The organism is Yersinia enterocolitica (assembly GCA_002082245.2).
Taxonomy (GTDB): domain Bacteria; phylum Pseudomonadota; class Gammaproteobacteria; order Enterobacterales; family Enterobacteriaceae; genus Yersinia; species Yersinia enterocolitica_E.
The window spans coordinates 4731409-4752028 of record NBTC02000002.1; the positions used below are offsets into that span (position 1 = coordinate 4731409).

Consider the following 20620-nt stretch of genomic DNA (forward strand, 5'->3'; position numbering starts at 1 on the left):
CATAAAAATAAGTTAAATGACTAGTAATCAAACAATTATATTTAGATCCTTCTTGTTGCAATTCATACAAGATTGTGCGGTAGCTATTTTTAGTTAAAAGGAAAATTCTGAATTTACAATATACGCATTTATGATAATAATTATCACTCTCATTAGGTGAAGTATGTTTAATCAAATCAAATATCTAACAGATATTAAAAAAATTGTTGGGAACTACCCTAAATATAAAAATAAAAGGAATGCTTTTATTCGATTGAGGCGAGCATTAGATAATATAGAACCACGGTATGTTCGAGGTTTCTCTATCGCATGCAGTAAAAACGTTCAGATAAGAGAGATAATAAATCTTGGTTTCTTTAAAAGAGATATATTTATAGATCTTTTACCTGAAAGGAAAGTACCAATAGACTTTATTCTATCTTCATTTTATGGATTTTATTCAAGTAATATCGATATTTTTAATGTTATTGAAAAAAATATGGAGGAACTAGAAAAATTAGTCATTCTAGAAAAATTTGATGATGCTATAAAATTATTGGACTTCATAGATCTAAAGTATGGTGGAAGTATCTGGTCACTAGATGCTAGGATGGCTATTACAGGAAAATATAAAACTAGTGAGGATGTTAAAAAAATAAATATAAAAGGAAAACATAGATTAGCCCATATATCATCATTATTACAGCAGAAGCATTTATCCAGAGGCGCACTAGCATTTCAGCAACAGATATTAAATCATACAGTTAGTGAATTAAAAAGCAAAAACTTTAATTCATTCTCTGAGTTTTTATTGTTGATTTTGTTACCTTATAATTTAAACAATCGAGTTAAAATAGATGATGTAATTATTTTTTCTCAGAAGTTATATCCGATAGATAAGTTATTTATAATAAAAAAAGCGATATCATCTTATATCTCATCCAGTAGGAAAAGTGATCTAAATGACAGTGTTTATCATGATTTCATTCATTTCATGTCTAAAGTTTCAAAAGATCAATCATGGATTAATATAAAAAAACTGATTAACTCAGAACCAACTATAAGAATTAATGAAGAAATAAAAAGTATAATTAATGTTTATTCCAAAGGTGACTACTTAACTACTGTTAATTTATGCGATGCTTTTATAAATAGATATCCTACAGAATTGTCAGTGATAGATATATACTCTAAGGCATTGTTTTATCTGTCTAACTCAGCGGTTGATAAAGTAAATAAAAATGAAAGAAAAACGTTAGTTGAAACATTGATTCATAGCCAATTTATGCTATATGTTAGTACAAATAATTATGAAAAAGTTAAAGAAAATATAGATTTATTGTCCTTTAAATTCTCAAATTTAAACTTTACACATAGTATATGTGCGATGTTTTATGCAGCGTATCCATTTATCAATGAGATTGAATTAAGACGATACTGTAGATTACTGAGTTGCGGCTACACATTTATAACTCCAAAGTATAATGCGAAACTAATGCTCAGTGATAGAGAGTTGAACTCTTTTGAACATGATAATACTGATGCAATTGAATTGTCAGATAGTAGAAAAATTAGATTATATATAGAGAGTGAAATAAAGTCAGACTCACCTGATAGTATAAAAATAGATAACTTATTGAGTAAACTTGAAAATATGCATGACGTGACCATAGCTGAATTAAATCAAATAAAAGCTATAGCTTATATTAAATTATGTCAATTTGATCTTTTAATCAAAGAAATAAATAAAGTATGTAATAAAAACATCAATGATATGATGTTGTTTCCGGCGCATTATATTGCAGAAGTAATAAATTCTCAGTCTGAGAATATATCAAATAAATTAAATGCGGCAATATTTTCATATTTGTATTACATAAATATTGATAAAAGCTATAAAGAAACGACTGCCGACTACTTAGAGGATTATTTACTAGTAAATAATGTTAAGGTTCCTAGCGAGTTAATTGCAAATCTTCCTAATCTTTATGAACATGAGATGTTTTTTGACAAAGTATGTAATCAACAAATTTTAGGTAGTATTTTGGAATTGAATTCATCAAAGCTGACTATGTTGGAAAGACTTAAGATAATTTCATTACTTCATGAAAAGTTTGACTATACATCCGAATCACTCGAAAGTGAGGAAAACGAAATATTCAATTTCCTTCTTGTTAATAATATAAAAGAGCATCATGAAAGTAATAAGATAATGATTGATTCTGAGGGGCTTAAGGGGGCTAAATATTTAGAGTATAAATCATTTTATGAAAATTTATCTGAAGTGACATTATTTAATACAAATCTATTAACCAAGTATTTTCCTGATGAGGAAAATGATGAGGAAGAAATTAATGATAGTTCGACTATTGATCAGGAAATAAATGATTCCATCTTAATAGAAGATGAAGATGTAAATTCTGAAATATCTATTTTATATTTTTATGGTAATTTTTATTCTAAGGTTATTAATGATTTTATAATGGATCATGATTATGGTTTAATTAGATACCTAAGCTCTGAAATTAGACATGGTGTCATGCCTAATCAGATGCGTAGTGTTTTCGAATCGTTGAGTTTAGTTACCGAAAAAGGTATATCAGGAAAATATTCACCAAATGAATATTGGGCTAAGACATATTTAGATAAACTTCCAACTCTTGATATTGAGTATATACAGAACCAATTAGATTGGTTCTGTGGTGGAGTTGATGAATTAATAAACAAAGCAAACTCTTGGACTAAACCAGTAACTGTTTGGAGTGAAGTAGCCCTAGGTAATAAAGATGACAAATCATCTTTTTACTTCATTATTGATGATGATAAAACGTATGAGTTTTATTTGGCTATTAAAGAAACAATAGATTACAAAAGCCATGAGGCAACTTCAGATGATGATATAAATAGAATGTTTAATGCTTGCGAAAATTTCATATGGATACAATTAGATCAATGTTTTGCAAATATAAAAGAGAGGTTTAATTTAAATCTCAAGGATGGTTTTAACAAACTATGTACTGACTTTATAGAGAAGTTGGCTGTTTTACCTATAAGCTCAAAGCCACAAAAATTAATTGATAATATAAAAACCGCACAGTATGAAATTATTGAAAAGGTAGCTAACATTGAAGGTTGGTTTAAAAGACCACAAGGAATAATGGATGAAAAATACCGAGTTATCGATGTGGTAAATGCATCAATTGATTGTGTTAAAGGGATATATGATCCGCAGGTATTAACCATACATTTATCTATTGATGAAATTGTAAATAACAATGAGTTGAGTAATAAGCAGTCTTTATATTTAACTAGGGCACTAGTTACATCTTATATAAATTGCTTTAAACATGGGGCTAATAGAGCAAAAACAGATGTTTTTTTAAAGGTTATCGAGGATGATTATTGTTATAGTATTATCATAAAAAATGAGATTAATGAGGAAACAAAGAAAAGAATAGTTAATAATGGTATTATTAAAGAGGTTGAAAATTATGATAGCGAGCACTATACCGAAAAACTTATAACTGAAGGTGGGACCGGTCTATATAAAGTTTATAGAAATATTAAGGATGGGTTTGGCGTTGCCGAATTTAGTATCGCCCAAGAAAACCTTTCATTTGTGCAATCAATAGGTTTTACTCTGGATTAAATAATGAAAATAATCATTGTAGAAGATAACGAATATAAAAGTGACCGGGTTAAAGAGTTTTTACTAAGTATAAATAATAATATTACTATCGATATATTTAGATCATATTCTTCTGGATTAAAGGCTATTGTTGACGGCTTCTATAATTTAGCTATTCTCGATATGAGTTTACCAACATTCGATGATGATTCAGGTTCTTTACGAGGGGAATTTAGAGTGTATGGCGGAATAGATATCGCCAGAAAAATTAAAAGGAGAAATATTTCTTTGAAGTTTATATTCTTAACTCAATACACCTCATTTTCATATGATAATAAGAGCATTGATTTGAAAGATGTTGATCAAACTGTACGAGATAAGTACCCGGAAACATATGCTGGATGTATTTATTACGAGCACGCTGGTTATTCATGGAAAGATGAACTACGAATGGTGATTGAAGCATTATGAATATGTATCTAATCGTTGATGATGACTATTTCCGCAGAAGTAAAATTAAAGAAATTTTAATTTCAAAATATAAAATACCTGAAGATAATATAGATCTAGCTTGTTGTACCAAAGAGGCTAGAACTCTTTTTAGAAATACAAATTATTCCATTGCCTTTATTGATATGTCTCTGCCAGAAAATAAAGATGAAAAACCAAAACATAATTCTGGGGTTGATCTACTTACTACATTGAGAGGTAATCGATATAGAAAACCAAGCTATGTAGTTGGTTTTACTGCTCTGGAAGAGAATGTTAAAGAGTTAGAAGAAGAGTTTGATAATCGTGGTTTTAAGTTTTGTTATGCTACTAATTCTGATTATTCTTGGCTAGGTGAAATAAGTGGTATTATTGAATATTATTCTGAGTATGGCGATAATTTTGAAAGGAATAGTATAGATATTGCTATTGTTACAGTTCATGGGATTAGAACTTTTGGTAATTGGCAGGAAACTTTAGCTAATGAGATTAGAACTATTAATGTCGATAAAAAGGTTTCCCATTTATGTTTTAAAGTGGCATTTACAAATACAGCTAGATTTTTTGTTCCATATTTGCGACGTAAAGTAGTTGAGAAGTTCAAACTTGATTTTGAACAATGGTTAGATAAGAATAGAACCAGGCGTATAGTTTGTTTTGCTCATAGTTTTGGTACATATGTGCTAATTAAAGGCATTGAGAGTATCGAAGATAAAACTAAGTTAAAAAATTTAGATCTGATAGTTCTTGCTGGTAGTGTTCTCCGCAGAGATAATGATTTTTGTTCTTTACAGAACAGTATTAATGTGAAAATCATTAATGACTGTGCTGTAAATGATATACCTTTATTATTCAGTGAAGCTTTAGTTCCAGGGGCGGGTATGGGAGGGAGGCTAGGTTTCAAAGGTTTACATCATAATAAAATCATGAATAGGTTTTTTGTTGGTGGACATAGTTCATTTTTTGAAAATGGTTTTATGGATAAATATTGGATTCCTTTACTAAAAGATAAAGAAATTAAGGAAGATGTTAATAATGCAGAAACTTCTATTGTAATGGAAATTCTAAATTTTATTTCTTTACTTTTAGGTAAAGTTAAAAACTTTATTGTTAGAGTTAATTAGTATAGGTATTATTTAAAAAAAACGCCGAAGTCTATTAATTTTTTTAACTATTTTCTATACTTTAACTCTCCTGTTTATTTAGTACCATTGGTAATTTTTTAGTTTTCTTCTTGAGTGTTAATTAGAAATTACATTGCTTTTGTTGATGTTTTATAGGGATTCTATATCTGTTTTACTTAGGGTGGATAACTTAAAATGTTAAATTTAATATTAATTTTCAATAGAATGTAATGTATTATTGAAGGCTTTGTTTACTCAAGAAATTATAACGTCATGTGCATTATTATAATTATCTTATTTGATTTTTTAAATATAAACGCCATATCAATGCATCATAACTAGGGGCATCTATCTTTTTATTCGGCGACCTAATTCGAACATTTTGTAAATACTCATAATCTGTTCCGACTAGTTTTTCAGATATATGCACATTAAAACTATCTGGATCAATATTAATCAATCCTAAATCAAAAAGAGTATGTATATCTGCTCGAAGCAGCAAACCGTTTGACACAACGTTCGTATGTGTTCCTTTATACGGATGTATATGGGCTGCCTCAAGAAGTTCAGTCAGGGCACAGCCAGTAATGGCGCATTTCCCTTCATATGCTTCTAGTAGAGCCTTTCTAAATGCGGGTTGCCCTTGCCTACGCACGATGTTGCTGAGGACTTTTTTTCTTTGATCTTCAACACTTGTTGCATCAAATACATGACTTGCTTCTGCTTCTTTCTGCGCGTGTTCTATTGCTTTTGCTGTCATTGCATCATTAAGTGAACGAACAGCGAGTTTGTTGTTTTCAGATTCTAGATAAATCTCCCAGACACCCTGTACAGTGGGGTCGTAAAGCTCATATTTAGCATTTACCCCAGAGCCTAATTTAAATAATCTATCAAATTGGTTATTGCTATCAGTTCGTCTAGGATTAACATTTTGAGAGAAATTTATTCTAGAATTTTGATTGACTGATAGCATAGTTAAATCAGGTACTAGATTGGATGGGATATAATCTGAATGCTGAGTACTAATGCACTTTAGTATATCTTGCTGAGCAGTACTTCCACCTAGGGAAGTGATTGCATCGAGGGCTAATTCCCAGGTGCGTTTGTTTCCATGCTTAAATTTTTTATTGTTAACACGGTTAAGCAAAAATGTAGCAGGTTTTTCACCTGAATGTGATTTATAGGAGAAATTACCTTCATAGCGAAAGCCCGCTTTATCGAACTCATATTTTCTTTTTCGATAGAATAGGATGATTTCGAGTCCATTCTTCATATGGGATATGATGAGATCATCTTTACGCCCACTAGTTTGTCCTTGCATGGAAAGAGTATCTTCTTCCAATAAATCATGATACTGGGTTCGGTCAGTTGTCTTGTCTTCTGTGATAAATAACCATATAGATGTATGATTTTTGGGCTGAAAAATCCCAGTATTGATTGTCGCATCTGTAATATTAAAAAGCTTTTTGAGATCATTTCTTGTATAGACCTGGCCAACAACTAAGCTATCTGATGTTTGAATATTATTCATTTCTTTATTTTTTGAATCCAAATAAGTTGATAGAGTCTAAGCCGAATTTTATATTTTCTGTATGCTTCCATCTGGAAATTTTTTAAACCACACCCCATTAACCTTCACTGGTTCCGGCAATCCAAGATCTCTATTCGCTTGAGCTGCCTTGGCTACAGCTGAGGCCATCAGCCTGTTGGCTTCTTCTTTGCCAATTAGGTCGATAATAGACTTTGCCATATTGTTCTCCCTTGAAGGTTAATAGATACTAACCTAGCACTGTTTAGTATAAATACAAGCTGATAGGAGCGATATGGATACTATTTCACGAGAGCCGACAACTGTAGCTGTCATGCTGGTTGAGGAGTTTATGAATCCAACCAATATTAGTCAGCTTATGCTTGCTGAAGGGCTTGGACTTTCTATTGAGCGGGTTAGGGCGATCTGTGAAGGAACTGATCGGATAAATGCTAAGGAAATATCTCTACTAGCAGCATTCTTCGATACAAATCCCGAGTTTTGGTTTAACGTTCAGGATAACCATGAGCGGTGGGTATTACGAAATAAAAAAACCAGCGTCTGATTACTACACTGGATTTGCTGAATAATCGTTTTACTCGACTATCTTATAATTTGCCTGGCATCAGCTCTTAGTTCATCAATTTGTAGTGCTGATACCGCAGGGCCACCGCTAAGGTGACAGTGCAACATAACACTGATATCAACCAGTAGGTCTGCAAAAGCTATGGCTTGGCTTTTTGGCTGAGTGTTTTCAGCTGGTGTAGCGATAATTGTTATTAACTCATTTAAAAAGGGTATGAAATTTTCAACCTGCTTGATTGGTTGTGAGTTGTTCATTAGCTATCATCCCTTGGCGTTTTATTAACAAAGTTATCGATCATTTCTTCGTCGGTTTCTGGTGCAGAAGCGCGACTTCCCGCATTGTTTCCAGCCCCTAGACCATCACCATCAAATTGACTGCTATCATTTCCATTATTCATTCCGCTACTTTCACGGATCGAGTAAGCCATTTTTCCACCAGTGGTTTCAGAGACTCTTTCCTGAATAGAGTCTTTTATAGCTCCAGCTTTTTCTTGAGCAATATCACGGGCAGCATCGGCAAGGCTTGATCCCATCGACTTAGCAAAACTGCCCGTTCTTCCCATTGCTTCTGAAAAGCTGCCACCTGAAGAGCTACGTCCTTCTCCACTAGGGCTACTACCAGCGTCAATGCTTTGTTGCGCTGATTCAAATGCTGCCTGAAGCGCTGATGTGCCACCTGCGGCACTGGTTGCTGCCGACATTGCACCTGATGCAGCTGTAGAAACTGCGGCAGCGGCCATGCTTGCGGCTCCCATTACAGCCCCGGCCCCAAAAGTGCCGATACCACTTTGTATCGCACCTGCGCCGACTATCCCAGCCAGTAGCGTTGGGATTTTATTGATGAGCGCATATAAAATGACCGTGACAACCAGCATTACGGCCATTTCTTTTAAACTGATGGTATCACTCAACTTGACGTAATATTCATCCAGAAATGTTTTGCCAATACCAACCAGTAAAATCATCATCATTAGCTGTATCCCGACTCCCACGACTGTTTTGTAGTAGTTAATGGCGATATCTGATGTCCACCGACTACCACCGAAACCCAGTAGAAAAATACCTGCGTATGCAAGTATCCAACTGGTCACGAGCAGTAGCAGCATTTGTACACCTATCAGCGTTAAAATCAGTAATGTGGCTAGCGAGAAAAGAATGGCGCAGGTTGCATCGACTGGTGCCCAAAAAGTTGACTGATCAAACGCACGAAAGAGAATATCAAACCCCATATCAACAATAGCGTAGGGCTGTAGTTGGCTACCTAAGCCAGCGGCTTCAGCTCCGATCATTTGAGTCGATTTAATGATCGACATTGCTATCGAAGGGGCATTAACCAATATCCAGAAAAAGAAGCCAGTGGCGGACAGAAAACGTAATGCTTCTGCGAAGAACTCCTGAATATCTGCTTTTCTTAATGCCATCATGCCAAAAGTCCAAACCATGCTTAATAAAGCCATTCCCCAGAATAACCATGAAGCGTATTGAACCATGACAGCCCCCCAACCACTGGCCGCGCTCTGAAAGCGGTCTAATACCGTATTCATTATCCCTGAGTTATCAATTGCTGCTGTGGCGTTAACGGAATACCACATGAGGAAACTGGCTAACGCTAACATCCATTTAGAACATATTTTCACTTTCATTTTATTTGCTCCATTACCAACTTTGGGAAGGGCTTTTCTTGAATTCGCCCTTACGAAGACATTTGGAAGCTAGCTCCCTACGTTGGGGGGAGTCCTCCATGTGGCGCACATCACTGCATGACTGATTGTTTTTTGAGTTATCGCATCCGCTAAGGACTAATACCGCAACGGCAAAACCGATTTTTATGATCATCGTGTTGTCCTCACCAGCTTCCAGGGGGGCTTTTCTTAAATGAGCCTCTGCGTAGATGAAGGGAAGCAGCTGCTTGCTGGGCTTCCCTATCTGTAATAACTGCGGAACGGGTGGCATCAGCATTTTGTTGGGCGACTAACAGCCCCCTGATTTGCAGTAATTGATTAGTTTGGGCACTGGCTAACTGATTGGCGTACTGGATTGCAGCCATCTGTCCAGTCGCGCCCTGAGCTTGTTGCTGTAAGTGGACTAATTGGCGTGCATCATTTTGTAAGGCGGTTTGCTGCTGATCTACACCACGAAGCACTGCATCATTGGCCCTCTTTTGTGCTTCTGAGCCATAGGTTTGCGAATTCAGCATGATTTGCATCTGTTCGGGTGTGCAGCTATTGCTGCTGAAGCAGGGGGATGTTCGGTAAAAATTGATGTTCTGGTATTTAGCCAAGTAAGCATCAATGTTGCCGACCTGCTGTTTGTAGTAACTCAGAGTATCAATTGCGCCCATCAACTGGTTGATGGTGCTGTTGGCCTGATCCCAGATATATGCCGCAGGTGCTGCGGTGTTTTGCAGCATGTTTTCGTACTGCTGTAATTGGGTTTTATATTGCTCAATTTGTTTTAGCGTTTGAGCCACGCTTTCCATCGCGGTCATGATGTTTTGCGAGAGGTTGGTGACATCCATCACTGGGATACCCGCCCCTGCCGCTTGAATTTCTGAAACAGGGAAAACGGCAGTTGACGCCATGAAGATGACTAATGTGAACTTGGTTGCTATCGCTAACTTAGTGCAATGCATATTTTTCTCCGCTGTGATGAGGGCATGTGTCGGGAGATAACAGGCCCAATACTTTTGCCTCGCAGAGCAAGATCCCCGTTGAGCGCCGAAGGTGCGAATAAGGGAGAGTGAAGATTGATAACCAGCTTGCTGGTTAGCTAACTTCACCTATCTTGCCCTCGTATCTGCCAGTTTGTTTTCAAGACATATTTCTCAATCAAGATAAAACCAAGATTCGAGCAAGATAAAACCGAGATAGAACCAAGATGAAATCAAGATTAATCCAAGATATATCCAAGAAAATTAAATAAGATATAAATATGAGCAAACGATATATCGTAATTTAACTTTTCATGGTGATAGAAAATCGCCTGAAATTACCTCTGAAACTGTTTCTGTTGGAAAATACATTCTTCTGCCGACATAAAATTTCTTGTCATTTAACTTCTTGGCCCAAGGCTCTTTGGGTTGCAATAACGCCATTCTTAGACCCTCCGGCTTTCTACTTAAAATGGCCGCGAGTTGCTCCAGTGTTATCACTGCTCCATGCGTTTCAATCAATATATCGAAATTACTTTTCATAAACTTGGCTCAATTAACATTGAATGATTTATTATTATCTGGACTTGGTTAGTTTGCATGGTAGTATTATTTAAAATTCCTACACCTTATGAGTGAACTCACTATATGTTTTCGAAAAAAGAGTTAATCGAAAGGGATAAGGTTCGTACTACTTTTCTGATGCAAGAGTTAATGCGAAGAACTAATACAACCAATCCAAATCAATTCGCCAAATGGTTTGATCTGCGTACTGAGAGTATGAGAATCGATGGGAAAGAGATTCCTGAAACAACAACATCGAAGAAGTGGTATCCGATAGCTAAAGGCGATCAATCGATAACAAAGAAGACCTTAGCTGATCTCAAAATGTTCTTTGATGACATAGAGATAGTGTACCAATATGGCCCAGGAGGGCTGTGGGCGGCTCTGTGGGGGCATACCAGCCAATTGGTGGCCTGTATGCGAACGCATCCAATGATATCGGCGTCATCACCACTAAAAGAGTTTTCAACGGCAATAACCATATCGGCAAATTTGGGTTATACAGAGACATTGACCATTGCAGATTTAGCCAGAGCTGTAGCGGCTTATAGATTCCACTTAATAACAGACAGAAAAACTCAACTTGAAGGTGTAGGCATTTATATCTGTGATATTTATTTCAAGAATGTTCGTAACATTTTAAACAATGAATTATTAACTCCAGAACTTATTGAGTTAGACCTTTTATCCACTATAACGAGCGAAATTGATAAATTAGAATTAGAGAGCAGGAAAGATGATAAATATAACTCATCTTTTAATATTGATTCATTTTGCCAGCAAAACTTAAATTTTAGCCGCTAAAATTTAGCATTATGATGGCAAAATAAAACCCTTAATAAGGTGCCTTTGATTTTCACTTTTAAAATTGGATTGCATTCTGTGCTACAGAAATTGCTTTGCAAAAACTCAGCACTATAATTGTTAGTGGGTTAATACCTGCCTGTCCTCTCGAAATTTGGTTTCTTCCGCCGAAGTATGTTGATAACTAAACTAGAGAGGACTTCTTTATTTATCATCTCAGAGCGGTGGGTTTCGATATTTCCCTTGTGCTAAATCGGACAACCAATCACAAACATCCTTTGATGGAACTCCAACCCCTGTCATTTGAAAGTTTATCCAGGCATCTAGTGATGCAGCCTTGATCGATTCCCTCCTTTCCTCTTGTTCTACATAGCGCGTAATAGCCTGCGTCAATAACCAGTGTATTGAGCGGTCTTTCGTGAGAGCAAGCTGCGCCAGTCTGTCTTTCATTTCTGGGGCGATCTTGACTGATATCGTCTGTTTCATCTTGATCAACCTAATGTGGGTATTCGCGTTAGCTCCATCATAGCGCCTTTCTCTGGCGTAAAACGTCTTGAAACGGGATTTGAGTCACCACTCTCACTCCCAAACCTGCATTTATTATCCCTAATTTTTCTCTAAGTCAGGGTAGTTATTGGTAGAAATAAGGTAGAGGACATTTCGCTGCTCTGGAAAGCAGGCTACATGCGGGCTGCGGAGAATTCGGCGCGATATGACTACGAGAAAGCGCGATATGACTACGATAAAACGCGATATGACTACGAAAAAAGCGATATGACTACGATAAAATAGCGATATGACTACGATAACAGCCTCAGATGGTTATGATTGCTTCAATCTAGTCATGCTGACCTGAAGTTTTCCCTTGCTACCGGCTTCAATACAGAAGTCTGAGATGATGCCGACACGTTTTAGTTCAGCACCAGCCTTCTCAATTGAATTTTTAAAGTCTCTGAGCCGCCCAGTATAAATTAGTTTGCTTTTCAACCATTCAAGTGAGTGTTTTTGCTGCTGTTCATTTGAGGTTGAAATGAGTCGTTGCAAAGCCTTCGCTATATCTTGATTGTGGAAAAAGCTAAGGCGTTGGTTCCAATTAATTAAGGAGAATTCGTTGTTGTAGTACATTCTTATCCAGCGTGGATCTATTTGAAATATATGAGATTTAATCTCATTGTCGTATTCAAATTTATCAATCATATGTAAAGGAGATTGTGAACCCGTCGCGAACCTATTGGTTTCGATAGAAAACATTGCTTGTTCAAGACATAGCATGCTTCGGTGTAACCATTCATAGTTTGCACCGCTGGTATTGCGACCTATAGCGCGTAGGAATTTTGAGCGACTGATTACAATGGGTTCGCCTAATGAGTGCTTTGAGGCTTCATACATAGCTTGCATCCATACATCAGCTTGGGATTCATCAAGTTGCTCTCCCCAAAATTTAATAACAGCATCAACGCGGCTGACAAGTGTGGTACCCGCATACACTAGATTATTTTTTGAATTAACTGGCGCAAACAGGCTTGAACGAGCGATATGATTCGGCATTATTCGATATGACTCGCCGATATTTGGTAGAGATAGCGTTCTATCATTCTGTTTTATATTATTTTTATCTAGCCGTGCGATTTTATCTTTATGAATAAGATAAGCATCGATACCTATAGGCTTAGCGTTGATATGGCTCACAAGATTACCGTTTGGTATTCAGAGCTGTTGCTAATACCGATCTTTTTTTGTTGCGGGCGATTTGCTCCGCTTTTGTTGGGCGGCCACGCTTGGCAGGAACAACAAGATTTATTGAGCTGGGTAGGGGAGGTTGCTGTGGAGTACACACATGGCAAGCCAACCATTGTTCTACATCCTCCAAGCGCCACAATAAGCGCTTAGTATTGGGTAATCGGCAGATAGGTGGTAATGAAATAGGATTGCGTGTGGCATCGCTGCGGATACTGGCCACAGTTTTATGGATGATTTTAGAAAGTTGTTCGGCGGTCATTAAGTCTTGCATAAGCACTCCATCTTGCGACCATGCTTCTTGCATTGGATCGCATCGGGTTTCAGATGAGTGCAATATTTGCAGAGTGATTAAAAGACATCGCGGTAGAGGAATAGGGAAAATCTTACACTAAATCTTAATGTTACTACGCCACAATCTTGCCACACTTACAACGCACAATACTGCAATTCAACCTCGTGTTCTGCAATTCTTTGTTTATATAATATTTTGATTTTTATTGAAAATATAGTCTTAACCCCAGTTTACACCAGAGCTTAAATTGGCTTTGCCAATGCGCTGATCAGCCGCCTCGAGAAGAAACTTATCGCCCGTGGCTGCCCGAAGCTGAATATCATGGTGCGCGAAGACAATGACGCGGTGATCGGCATGTATGAAAAGCTGGATTATGAAACCCAAGACAGCATCATGTTGGGCAAACGGCTGATTGTTGATCAGGAATATTGAGGTCGCCCTATTGGCCTCACCCTTAATATGGCAATAACCCTATCCCCAAAAGCTGATAAAGCCGCAGAGGATAGGGTAAAGATTAATTACTTAATCTTGGTAATACTTTTCACATCAACTTCTACCGAGTTCCAGTCTTTATCAACTTCGCCTTCGATTTGGACTTTATCTTGTGGCGAGATGGTTTGACCGTTCCAGCGCTTGTTATCAATATCAACGGTAATGGTACCGGTGTTGTCGCGGAAGGTGTAAGTATCGTGGCCAAGGCGCTCGACAATATTCCCTTGCAGAGTGACATGGGTGTCATCACGCATGGTTTTGACTTTATCTACCGTAGTATTGGTCGCACTTGGACCCGAGAATCCGCCCTGAGTCGTCGGTTGTGTCTGTGTTGCTGCCGGGCCATCGAAGCCCCCTTGTGCTGTGGCACTCTGTGCCAGCAATGGCGTGCTGCATAACATAACCAAGGCTGCCGCTAAGGTTAATTTCTTCATTTTATTGCTCCTTCAATGCATGAATTATTAGGTTTGAAAACAAAAATTACACAAGCCTTTGTGGTACCCAATAGTAGACCAAATTTGCGTTAAGGCGTGCTGAAGTATTGCAATACGATGGCCGCGAGTCTATCCGATTAGACCTATTTATTGGTTATAACAATTAAAGCCGGTAGTGTTATGGCACTTTTTTAGCTGTGTGGACTCAAACCACTGGTTATCATTTTTAAACTGCGCATGTAGATGCCCTCTGTAGCTTGTACAATGCAGAACAGCTTACCGGATGCGGTGGTTTTATAAGGAGCTTTAGATGAATATTCGCCCACGGTTATCTGGGGTGAGATTGTTATTACTGGGTGCCCCTTTGTTGTTAGCCGGGTGCTCAACCATGTCAGGTTTTTCCTGGTCCAGTCTGTCACCACTGAATTGGTTTGGCAGCAGCAGTATGCAGGTGACTGATCAGGGTGTTGGCGGAATTACCGCCACTACTGCGTTGACTGAGAGTGACATCAAAGAGGGGTTAAAAGGCGATTTCCGGCTGCGTAGCGGTATGGCGACCAACGACGGTAAATTGATTTCCTTCTATCAGGCGATGAAAGAGAACCAAATCAAACTGGTTATCTCAGGGCAACCGAAAGGCACAGTAGAGCGCATTGATGTTTTGGATAAGTCTATTCCCAGCCAATGGGGTGTTACGATTGGTACACCATTTAGTGAACTATATAAAAAAGCCTTTGGTGTTTGCCGCAAAGGTAGCGGTGATGATAGTGCGCAAATAGAGTGTGCGGCACCGGACAGCAAGCACGTCAGCTATTTATTTGATGGCGACTGGCATGGTCCTGAAGGTTTAATGCCATCCGATGATACATTGCAAAGTTGGAAAGTGAGCAAGATTATCTGGCGAGCTAAAGGCGAATAACCATCCCTTAGTTCCTGACGTTATAGCAGTGTTAGCGGCACTCATTACTCGGCCCATTATTTGGGCATCTGAAGGTGAGGCCGCTGCAAACCGCGTCCAAATTGGCTTCTGGCAGATTTATCATTACTTTGGCTCTCTTCTGTGAATTAGCTAATAATATTCCCACCTTTGGTCTCATTTCCTCCGCCTAAATTTATTTTGCGTTGCCGCAAGGTAATCCTAATCGGTTCAGCTATTATATTCGCCATAATTAACACCGATATTTTGTGAGGAACCAAACATGACTCAAGTTCAGAGTGGCATTCTGATGGAACATTGTCGTTTTGCCATTTTTATGGAAGCAAAAGTACAGGGCGAGCTAGATGCTATTCGTCAGGGGTGCAAACAATTCTGTCAGTCATTGCAGGAGTTACAGCAAAAATTTCCTAACGAGTATTTAGGTGCTGTGATTGCTTTTGGTTCTGATATTTGGCATGACCTATCCGGTGGTAAAGGGGCTAATGAGTTAAAACCTTTTGTGCCATTAGGCAAAGCACCAATGGTTGCCCCCGCAACACAACGCGATTTATTGATTCATATTCAGTCATTGCGTCAGGATATCAACTTTACTTTAGCCCAGGCCGCGATGGCTGCTTTTGGCGATGTGATCACCGTTGAAGAAGAGACACATGGCTTTCGCTGGGTAGAAGAACGTGATTTTACTGGTTTTATTGATGGCACCGAAAACCCACAAGGGGATAGCCGCTCGGAAGTGGCGGTGATTGCGGACGGTGAAGAAGATGCCGGTGGCAGCTATGTGTTAGTACAGCGTTATGAGCACGACCTGAAAAAATGGCAGCGTATTCCTGAACATAAGCAAGAGCAAATTGTTGGGCGTACCAAGCATGCCAGCGAAGAATTGCCATCAGATAAGCGCCCGGAGACCTCCCATGTTAGCCGGGTCGATTTAAAAGAAAATGGCAAAGGATTGAAAATTCTGCGTCAAAGCTTGCCTTACGGTACCGCCAGTGGCAAACACGGTTTGTACTTTATTGCTTATTGCGCACGCTTACATAATATCGAACAACAATTATTAAGTATGTTTGGCTCGATAGACGGTAAGCACGATCTGTTATTAGGTTTCAGTAAGCCAGTGACCGGTAGTTATTACTTCGCACCGTCGCTGACTCAATTATTATCGTTGTAATGACGAAAGGCTGAAGGGCCGGTTTTTCGCAACCGACAATTTTTACTCAATAAGTCTTTTCTATCACCCGGTGCCGGTTGGCCGGGTTTTTTAATGGGCAAAAGGGAGTGGCTTGCGACCAGCGTTGTTGCTGGCTTAGAGCATTTGATACTTGAACATCACTAAACGGTATATAAAAGCATTATAGGTATGCACCTAGTTATAAATACACTGAAGATATTAAAGGCACTGTTCACATTTAATGACATGCCTGTCGGATGAACTCAGTGAATAAGGTGCAGCATGAAACAGACTTCAGTGAAGAACGGTACACGTAAAGGATGGCACCGTGTTGCCTTATTAAGCGCGTTAATTTTCGGCAGTGCAACTGCCTCTGCTACTGAGTTGCTTAACAGCTCTTATGATGTTTCCCGCGAGTTATTCACGGCCCTCAATCCCGGCTTCCAGCAACAGTGGGAGCAGCAAAATCCCGGCGACAAGCTGACCATCAAACAATCTCATGCTGGGTCGTCTAAACAGGCACTGGCTATCTTACAGGGCTTGAAAGCAGATGTGGTGACTTATAACCAAGTCACCGATGTGCAGATCCTACATGACCGGGGCAATCTGATCCCGGCCGACTGGCAGGCGCGGTTACCTAATAACAGCTCACCGTTTTATTCCACCATGGCATTCCTAGTACGTAAGGGTAATCCAAAGAATATCCACAACTGGGATGATCTGGTGCGTGAAGACGTCAAACTGGTGTTCCCGAATCCAAAAACTTCCGGTAATGGCCGTTACACCTATCTGGCGGCATGGGGTGCTACCCAACAAGCGAATGGTAAGGATGAGGCTAAAACCCGCGACTGGATGAAGCGTTTCCTGACCAATGTAGTGGTGTTTGATACTGGTGGCCGTGGTGCTACCACCACCTTCGTTGAACGCGGGTTGGGTGATGTACTGATCAGTTTTGAATCGGAAGTTAACAATATCCGTAAAGAGTATGGCAGTGATAAATACGAAGTAATTGTCCCGCCGGTAGATATTTTGGCTGAATTCCCGGTGGCCTGGGTGGATAAAAATGTCGAGAAGAATGGCACTGAGAAAGCGGCTAAAGCTTATCTCAACTATCTCTACAGTCCGCCAGCACAGCAAGTGATCACCAGCTTTAATTATCGGGTTTACGACAAAGCGGCAATGGAAGCGGCCAAGTCTCAATTCCCACAAACCAAACTATTCCGTGTTGAAGATCAATTCGGTAGCTGGCCGCAGGTGATGAGTACCCATTTCGTGACTGGCGGCGTGCTGGATAAATTGTTAGCGCAAGGGCATCAGTAATGTTGTCGGCATCCAGTAAACGGGTTCTGCCCGGATTTACCCTCAGTCTCGGGAGCAGCCTGCTTTACACCTGCCTGATCTTATTATTACCGCTCAGCGCGTTAGTCATGCAGGTTGCACAGATGAGTTGGACCCAGTACTGGGAGGTGATTACTAACCCCCAAGTGGTCGCTGCTTATAAAGTGACCTTACTGGCCGCAGGCGTCGCCAGCGTATTTAATGCGGTTTTCGGTATGTTGATGGCGTGGATTCTGACCCGCTATCAGTTCCCCGGCCGCAGTTTGTTGGATGGTTTGATGGATTTGCCGTTCGCCTTACCCACGGCGGTGGCGGGTCTGACATTAGCAACGCTATTTTCGACCACCGGTTGGTACGGTGCCTGGTTGAACGAACTGGGGATTAAAGTCTCCTTTACCTGGTTGGGGATTGCCGTGGCGATGGCGTTTACCAGCTTGCCGTTTGTGGTGCGCACAGTACAACCGGTGTTGGAAGAATTGGGTCCCGAATATGAAGAAGCCGCGGAAACTCTCGGCGCCAGCCGTTGGCAGAGCTTCCGGCTGGTGGTGATGCCAGAACTGGCTCCGGCATTACTGGCAGGCACTGCTTTATCCTTTACCCGCAGTCTGGGGGAGTTTGGCGCAGTTATCTTTATCGCCGGTAACATTGCCTGGAAGACCGAAGTGACCTCGCTGATGATCTTCATCCGACTACAAGAATTTGATTACCCGGCTGCCAGTGCAATTGCTTCCGTTATTCTGGCCGTTTCATTGGTATTGCTGTTTGGTATTAACACGTTACAAAGCCGCTTTGGTCGGCGGATAGGCGGGCACTGATGGCTGATATCACTGAATTTAACGGCGTAGCTCGCCCACCCATCAATTGGGGTAAATGGACCCTGATCGCCATCGGCGCGGTGTTCTCATTTTTACTGTTAGTGATCCCGATGGTGTGGATCTTTATCACTGCTTTTTCCAAAGGGATAGCGGTGGTCGGGCAGAATTTATTAGACCCGGACATGTTGCATGCCATTTGGCTGACAGTGCTGGTGGCACTGATTACGGTGCCGGTGAATTTGGTGTTTGGTGTGGTACTGGCATGGTTGGTGACGCGGTTTGTATTTCCCGGCCGCCAGCTATTGATGACCCTAATTGATATTCCGTTTGCGGTCTCACCGGTAGTCGCCGGCCTGATGTATCTGCTGTTTTACGGTTCAAATGGTGTGGTGGGGGGCTGGTTAGATTCTCACGACATTCAATTGATGTTCTCGTGGCCCGGTATGGTGTTGGTCACCATTTTCGTCACCTGCCCATTTGTGGTGCGTGAACTGGTGCCGGTGATGATGAGTCAGGGCAGCCAGGAAGATGAAGCCGCAGTATTACTGGGTGCATCCGGCTGGCAGATGTTCCGCCGGGTAACGTTACCGAACATTCGCTGGGCATTATTGTATGGCGTGGTGTTGACCAATGCCCGCGCCATTGGCGAGTTCGGGGCAGTCTCGGTGGTATCCGGTTCTATTCGTGGCGAAACCTACACCTTGCCACTGCAAGTTGAGTTGTTGCATCAGGATTACAATACTGCCGGGGCATTTACCGCCGCGGCGTTACTGACCCTGATGGCAATATTGACCCTTTTTCTGAAAAGCGGCCTGCAATGGCGCTTAGCGCGTCAGGTTGTTCGTCTCGAACAGGAGCAAAAGCATGAGCATTGAGATTGATAATATCAGCAAGTATTTTGGTCGCACCAAGGTACTGAATGACATCCGGCTTGATATTCCTTCTGGCCAGATGGTGGCTTTGCTTGGTCCTTCCGGTTCGGGGAAAACGACCCTTCTGCGCATTATTGCCGGGCTGGAGAACCAGAACGCTGGACGTTTAAGTTTCCATGGCACTGACGTTAGCCGCCTGCATGCCCGTGATCGACGTGTCGGGTTCGTTTTTCAGCATTACGCCTTGTTCCGCCATATGACAGTATTCGATAACATTGCATTTGGTTTGACGGTGTTACCGCGCCGTGAACGGCCGAATGCGGCAGCTATCAAACAGAAGGTGGAGCAACTGTTGGAGATGGTGCAATTAGGTCATCTTGCCAGCCGTTACCCATCACAACTTTCTGGTGGGCAGAAACAGCGTGTGGCCCTGGCGCGGGCGTTGGCCGTCGAGCCACAAATTCTGTTGCTGGATGAGCCATTCGGTGCGCTGGATGCACAGGTGCGTAAAGAGTTACGTCGCTGGTTGCGTCAGTTACATGAAGAGCTGAAATTTACCAGCGTCTTCGTCACTCATGATCAGGAAGAAGCCATGGAAGTTGCTGATCGGGTGGTGGTGATGAGTCAGGGTAATATCGAGCAGGTCGGGACGCCAGATGAAGTGTGGCGCTACCCTGCGACCCGCTTTGTGCTGGAATTCCTGGGCGAAGTTAATCGCTTGAGTGGGGAGATTCGAGGCTCACAACTCTATATTGGCGCGCACCACTGGCCGCTGGATTTGGCCCCAATGCATCAGGGCAGTGTTGATTTATTCTTGCGTCCGTGGGAGATGGAAGTCAATACACACGCCAGTGATCGTTGCCCACTGCCAGTACAAGTGCTTGAAGTCAGCCCGCGTGGTCACTTCTGGCAACTGACGGTGCAACCTATTGGTTGGCATCAGGATCCTATCAGCGTGGTACTGCCGGAAGGCGAAATTGACGCCCCGGTGCGCGGTAACCGTTATTATGTGGGCGGGTTAAATGCACGCTTATATTCTGGCGACCAATTATTACAACCCATTGCTTTAGCCCAAAGCGCCTGATAAGTTTTTCTTCTTTTGGTAAACATAGAATTATACCCAACGTCATTGGAGTGGCAGCAAGGCAGCTAACGAGCGAATCCCGATGAGCTTACATAAG

At 40.5% G+C, this 20620-nt stretch carries 21 protein-coding genes and 1 pseudogene; 12 read left to right on the forward strand and 10 right to left on the reverse strand.

Translation table 11 applies throughout. From position 1 onward, the window contains the following. Positions 1–163 precede the first annotated feature (163 nt). Genes A6J66_023090 through A6J66_023100 form a run of 3 tightly spaced genes read left to right on the forward strand, consistent with a single transcriptional unit; the run spans position 164 to position 5220 of the window. Positions 164–3628: a hypothetical protein gene (locus tag A6J66_023090; GenBank protein ID PNM26779.1), complete on the forward strand. Its 3465-nt coding sequence runs from the start codon at positions 164–166 to the stop codon at positions 3626–3628. Between the two features lie 3 nt (positions 3629–3631). Beyond that, a complete protein-coding gene (locus A6J66_023095) occupies positions 3632–4078 on the forward strand; it encodes a response regulator (GenBank protein ID PNM26780.1) in 447 nt (148 codons plus the stop codon). After that, the gene (locus tag A6J66_023100) at positions 4075–5220 is read left to right on the forward strand and encodes a hypothetical protein (GenBank protein PNM26781.1); all 1146 of its coding nucleotides are present in this window, start codon (positions 4075–4077) and stop codon (positions 5218–5220) included. Before A6J66_023095 ends, A6J66_023100 begins: the two co-directional genes overlap by 4 nt. 289 nt (positions 5221–5509) lie before the next feature. Here the strand turns inward: A6J66_023100 and A6J66_023105 are convergent, their stop codons facing one another. After that, a complete protein-coding gene (locus tag A6J66_023105; protein PNM26782.1) occupies positions 5510–6751 on the reverse strand; it encodes a DUF3427 domain-containing protein in 1242 nt (413 codons plus the stop codon). Between the two features lie 292 nt (positions 6752–7043). Between A6J66_023105 and A6J66_023110 the strand changes: the two genes are divergently transcribed. Further along, positions 7044–7313 (forward strand): transcriptional regulator, encoded by a 270-nt coding sequence (locus A6J66_023110; GenBank protein ID PNM26783.1) that lies wholly within the window; start codon positions 7044–7046, stop codon positions 7311–7313. Positions 7314–7351: 38 nt separating this feature from the next. On the opposite strand, the gene A6J66_023115 is transcribed toward A6J66_023110, so the two are convergent. The 5 genes from A6J66_023115 to A6J66_023135 form a co-directional block, all read right to left on the reverse strand. Then, positions 7352–7588 carry a hypothetical protein gene (locus tag A6J66_023115; protein ID PNM26784.1) on the reverse strand — a complete coding sequence of 79 codons (237 nt, stop codon included), beginning with the start codon at positions 7586–7588 and terminating at the stop codon, positions 7352–7354. Further along, positions 7588–8976, reverse strand: a complete 1389-nt coding sequence (gene trbL, locus A6J66_023120; GenBank protein PNM26785.1) for a P-type conjugative transfer protein TrbL — start codon at positions 8974–8976, stop codon at positions 7588–7590. Before trbL ends, A6J66_023115 begins: the two co-directional genes overlap by 1 nt. Positions 8977–8989: 13 nt before the next feature. Then, entirely contained in the window at positions 8990–9292 is a 303-nt protein-coding gene (gene trbK / locus A6J66_023125; protein PNM26786.1) for an entry exclusion lipoprotein TrbK, read from the reverse strand. Then, the gene (gene trbJ, locus A6J66_023130; GenBank protein PNM26787.1) at positions 9180–9965 is read right to left on the reverse strand and encodes a P-type conjugative transfer protein TrbJ; all 786 of its coding nucleotides are present in this window, start codon (positions 9963–9965) and stop codon (positions 9180–9182) included. Before trbJ ends, trbK begins: the two co-directional genes overlap by 113 nt. Before the next feature lie 330 nt (positions 9966–10295). Then, the gene (locus A6J66_023135) at positions 10296–10526 is read right to left on the reverse strand and encodes a hypothetical protein (protein PNM26788.1); all 231 of its coding nucleotides are present in this window, start codon (positions 10524–10526) and stop codon (positions 10296–10298) included. A gap of 159 nt (positions 10527–10685) precedes the next feature. Here A6J66_023135 and A6J66_023140 point away from each other — a divergent pair, with 159 nt between their 5' ends. Then, positions 10686–11351, forward strand: a complete 666-nt coding sequence (locus tag A6J66_023140; protein PNM27141.1) for a hypothetical protein — start codon at positions 10686–10688, stop codon at positions 11349–11351. A 216-nt stretch (positions 11352–11567) separates the two neighbouring features. On the opposite strand, the gene A6J66_023145 is transcribed toward A6J66_023140, so the two are convergent. The 3 genes from A6J66_023145 to A6J66_023155 all read right to left on the reverse strand — a co-directional run bounded on the left by A6J66_023145 (position 11568) and on the right by A6J66_023155 (position 13425). Continuing rightward, positions 11568–11837: a ribbon-helix-helix protein, CopG family gene (locus A6J66_023145; GenBank protein ID PNM26789.1), complete on the reverse strand. Its 270-nt coding sequence runs from the start codon at positions 11835–11837 to the stop codon at positions 11568–11570. A gap of 336 nt (positions 11838–12173) precedes the next feature. Then, complete coding sequence (locus A6J66_023150; GenBank protein ID PNM26790.1) at positions 12174–13040, reverse strand: plasmid stabilization protein; 867 nt, start codon at positions 13038–13040, stop codon at positions 12174–12176. A gap of 4 nt (positions 13041–13044) precedes the next feature. Further along, positions 13045–13425 (reverse strand): hypothetical protein, encoded by a 381-nt coding sequence (locus A6J66_023155; protein ID PNM26791.1) that lies wholly within the window; start codon positions 13423–13425, stop codon positions 13045–13047. Positions 13426–13632: 207 nt separating this feature from the next. Between A6J66_023155 and A6J66_023160 the strand changes: the two are divergent. Next, positions 13633–13815: pseudogene (locus A6J66_023160) on the forward strand (GNAT family N-acetyltransferase). Between the two features lie 86 nt (positions 13816–13901). On the opposite strand, the gene A6J66_023165 reads toward A6J66_023160, so the two are convergent. Continuing rightward, positions 13902–14309, reverse strand: a complete 408-nt coding sequence (locus A6J66_023165; protein ID PNM26792.1) for a TIGR00156 family protein — start codon at positions 14307–14309, stop codon at positions 13902–13904. Between the two features lie 310 nt (positions 14310–14619). Between A6J66_023165 and A6J66_023170 the strand changes: the two genes are divergently transcribed. From A6J66_023170 to A6J66_023195, 6 genes are all read left to right on the forward strand, one after another. Next, on the forward strand, positions 14620–15228 hold the full coding sequence (locus A6J66_023170; protein PNM26793.1) for an RpoE-regulated lipoprotein: 609 nt from the start codon (positions 14620–14622) through the stop codon (positions 15226–15228). Positions 15229–15508: 280 nt separating this feature from the next. Then, positions 15509–16414, forward strand: a complete 906-nt coding sequence (locus A6J66_023175; GenBank protein PNM26794.1) for a peroxidase — start codon at positions 15509–15511, stop codon at positions 16412–16414. A gap of 282 nt (positions 16415–16696) precedes the next feature. After that, complete coding sequence (locus A6J66_023180; GenBank protein PNM26795.1) at positions 16697–17734, forward strand: sulfate ABC transporter substrate-binding protein; 1038 nt, start codon at positions 16697–16699, stop codon at positions 17732–17734. Next, on the forward strand, positions 17734–18567 hold the full coding sequence (locus tag A6J66_023185; protein PNM26796.1) for a sulfate/thiosulfate ABC transporter permease CysT: 834 nt from the start codon (positions 17734–17736) through the stop codon (positions 18565–18567). The genes A6J66_023180 and A6J66_023185 overlap by 1 nt, the downstream gene beginning before the upstream one ends. After that, the gene (gene cysW / locus A6J66_023190; GenBank protein ID PNM26797.1) at positions 18567–19442 is read left to right on the forward strand and encodes a sulfate ABC transporter permease subunit CysW; all 876 of its coding nucleotides are present in this window, start codon (positions 18567–18569) and stop codon (positions 19440–19442) included. The genes A6J66_023185 and cysW overlap by 1 nt, the downstream gene beginning before the upstream one ends. Next, on the forward strand, positions 19432–20523 hold the full coding sequence (locus A6J66_023195) for a sulfate/thiosulfate ABC transporter ATP-binding protein CysA (GenBank protein ID PNM26798.1): 1092 nt from the start codon (positions 19432–19434) through the stop codon (positions 20521–20523). The genes cysW and A6J66_023195 overlap by 11 nt, the downstream gene beginning before the upstream one ends. The last annotated feature ends 97 nt before the right edge of the window (positions 20524–20620 follow it).

Coding starts and splice junctions, on each gene's coding strand:
- A6J66_023185 (PNM26796.1), top strand. CDS start 17,734: ATGTTGTCGGCATCCAGTAAACGGGTTCTGCCCGGATTTACCCTCAGT.
- A6J66_023165 (PNM26792.1), bottom strand. CDS start 14,309: ATGAAGAAATTAACCTTAGCGGCAGCCTTGGTTATGTTATGCAGCACG.
- trbK (PNM26786.1), bottom strand. CDS start 9,292: ATGCTGATGCCACCCGTTCCGCAGTTATTACAGATAGGGAAGCCCAGC.
- A6J66_023105 (PNM26782.1), bottom strand. CDS start 6,751: ATGAATAATATTCAAACATCAGATAGCTTAGTTGTTGGCCAGGTCTAT.
- trbJ (PNM26787.1), bottom strand. CDS start 9,965: ATGCATTGCACTAAGTTAGCGATAGCAACCAAGTTCACATTAGTCATC.
- A6J66_023090 (PNM26779.1), top strand. CDS start 164: ATGTTTAATCAAATCAAATATCTAACAGATATTAAAAAAATTGTTGGG.
- A6J66_023175 (PNM26794.1), top strand. CDS start 15,509: ATGACTCAAGTTCAGAGTGGCATTCTGATGGAACATTGTCGTTTTGCC.
- A6J66_023100 (PNM26781.1), top strand. CDS start 4,075: ATGAATATGTATCTAATCGTTGATGATGACTATTTCCGCAGAAGTAAA.
- A6J66_023145 (PNM26789.1), bottom strand. CDS start 11,837: ATGAAACAGACGATATCAGTCAAGATCGCCCCAGAAATGAAAGACAGA.
- A6J66_023180 (PNM26795.1), top strand. CDS start 16,697: ATGAAACAGACTTCAGTGAAGAACGGTACACGTAAAGGATGGCACCGT.
- A6J66_023115 (PNM26784.1), bottom strand. CDS start 7,588: ATGAACAACTCACAACCAATCAAGCAGGTTGAAAATTTCATACCCTTT.
- A6J66_023135 (PNM26788.1), bottom strand. CDS start 10,526: ATGAAAAGTAATTTCGATATATTGATTGAAACGCATGGAGCAGTGATA.
- A6J66_023195 (PNM26798.1), top strand. CDS start 19,432: ATGAGCATTGAGATTGATAATATCAGCAAGTATTTTGGTCGCACCAAG.
- cysW (PNM26797.1), top strand. CDS start 18,567: ATGGCTGATATCACTGAATTTAACGGCGTAGCTCGCCCACCCATCAAT.
- A6J66_023110 (PNM26783.1), top strand. CDS start 7,044: ATGGATACTATTTCACGAGAGCCGACAACTGTAGCTGTCATGCTGGTT.
- A6J66_023095 (PNM26780.1), top strand. CDS start 3,632: ATGAAAATAATCATTGTAGAAGATAACGAATATAAAAGTGACCGGGTT.
- A6J66_023170 (PNM26793.1), top strand. CDS start 14,620: ATGAATATTCGCCCACGGTTATCTGGGGTGAGATTGTTATTACTGGGT.
- A6J66_023140 (PNM27141.1), top strand. CDS start 10,686: ATGCAAGAGTTAATGCGAAGAACTAATACAACCAATCCAAATCAATTC.
- trbL (PNM26785.1), bottom strand. CDS start 8,976: ATGAAAGTGAAAATATGTTCTAAATGGATGTTAGCGTTAGCCAGTTTC.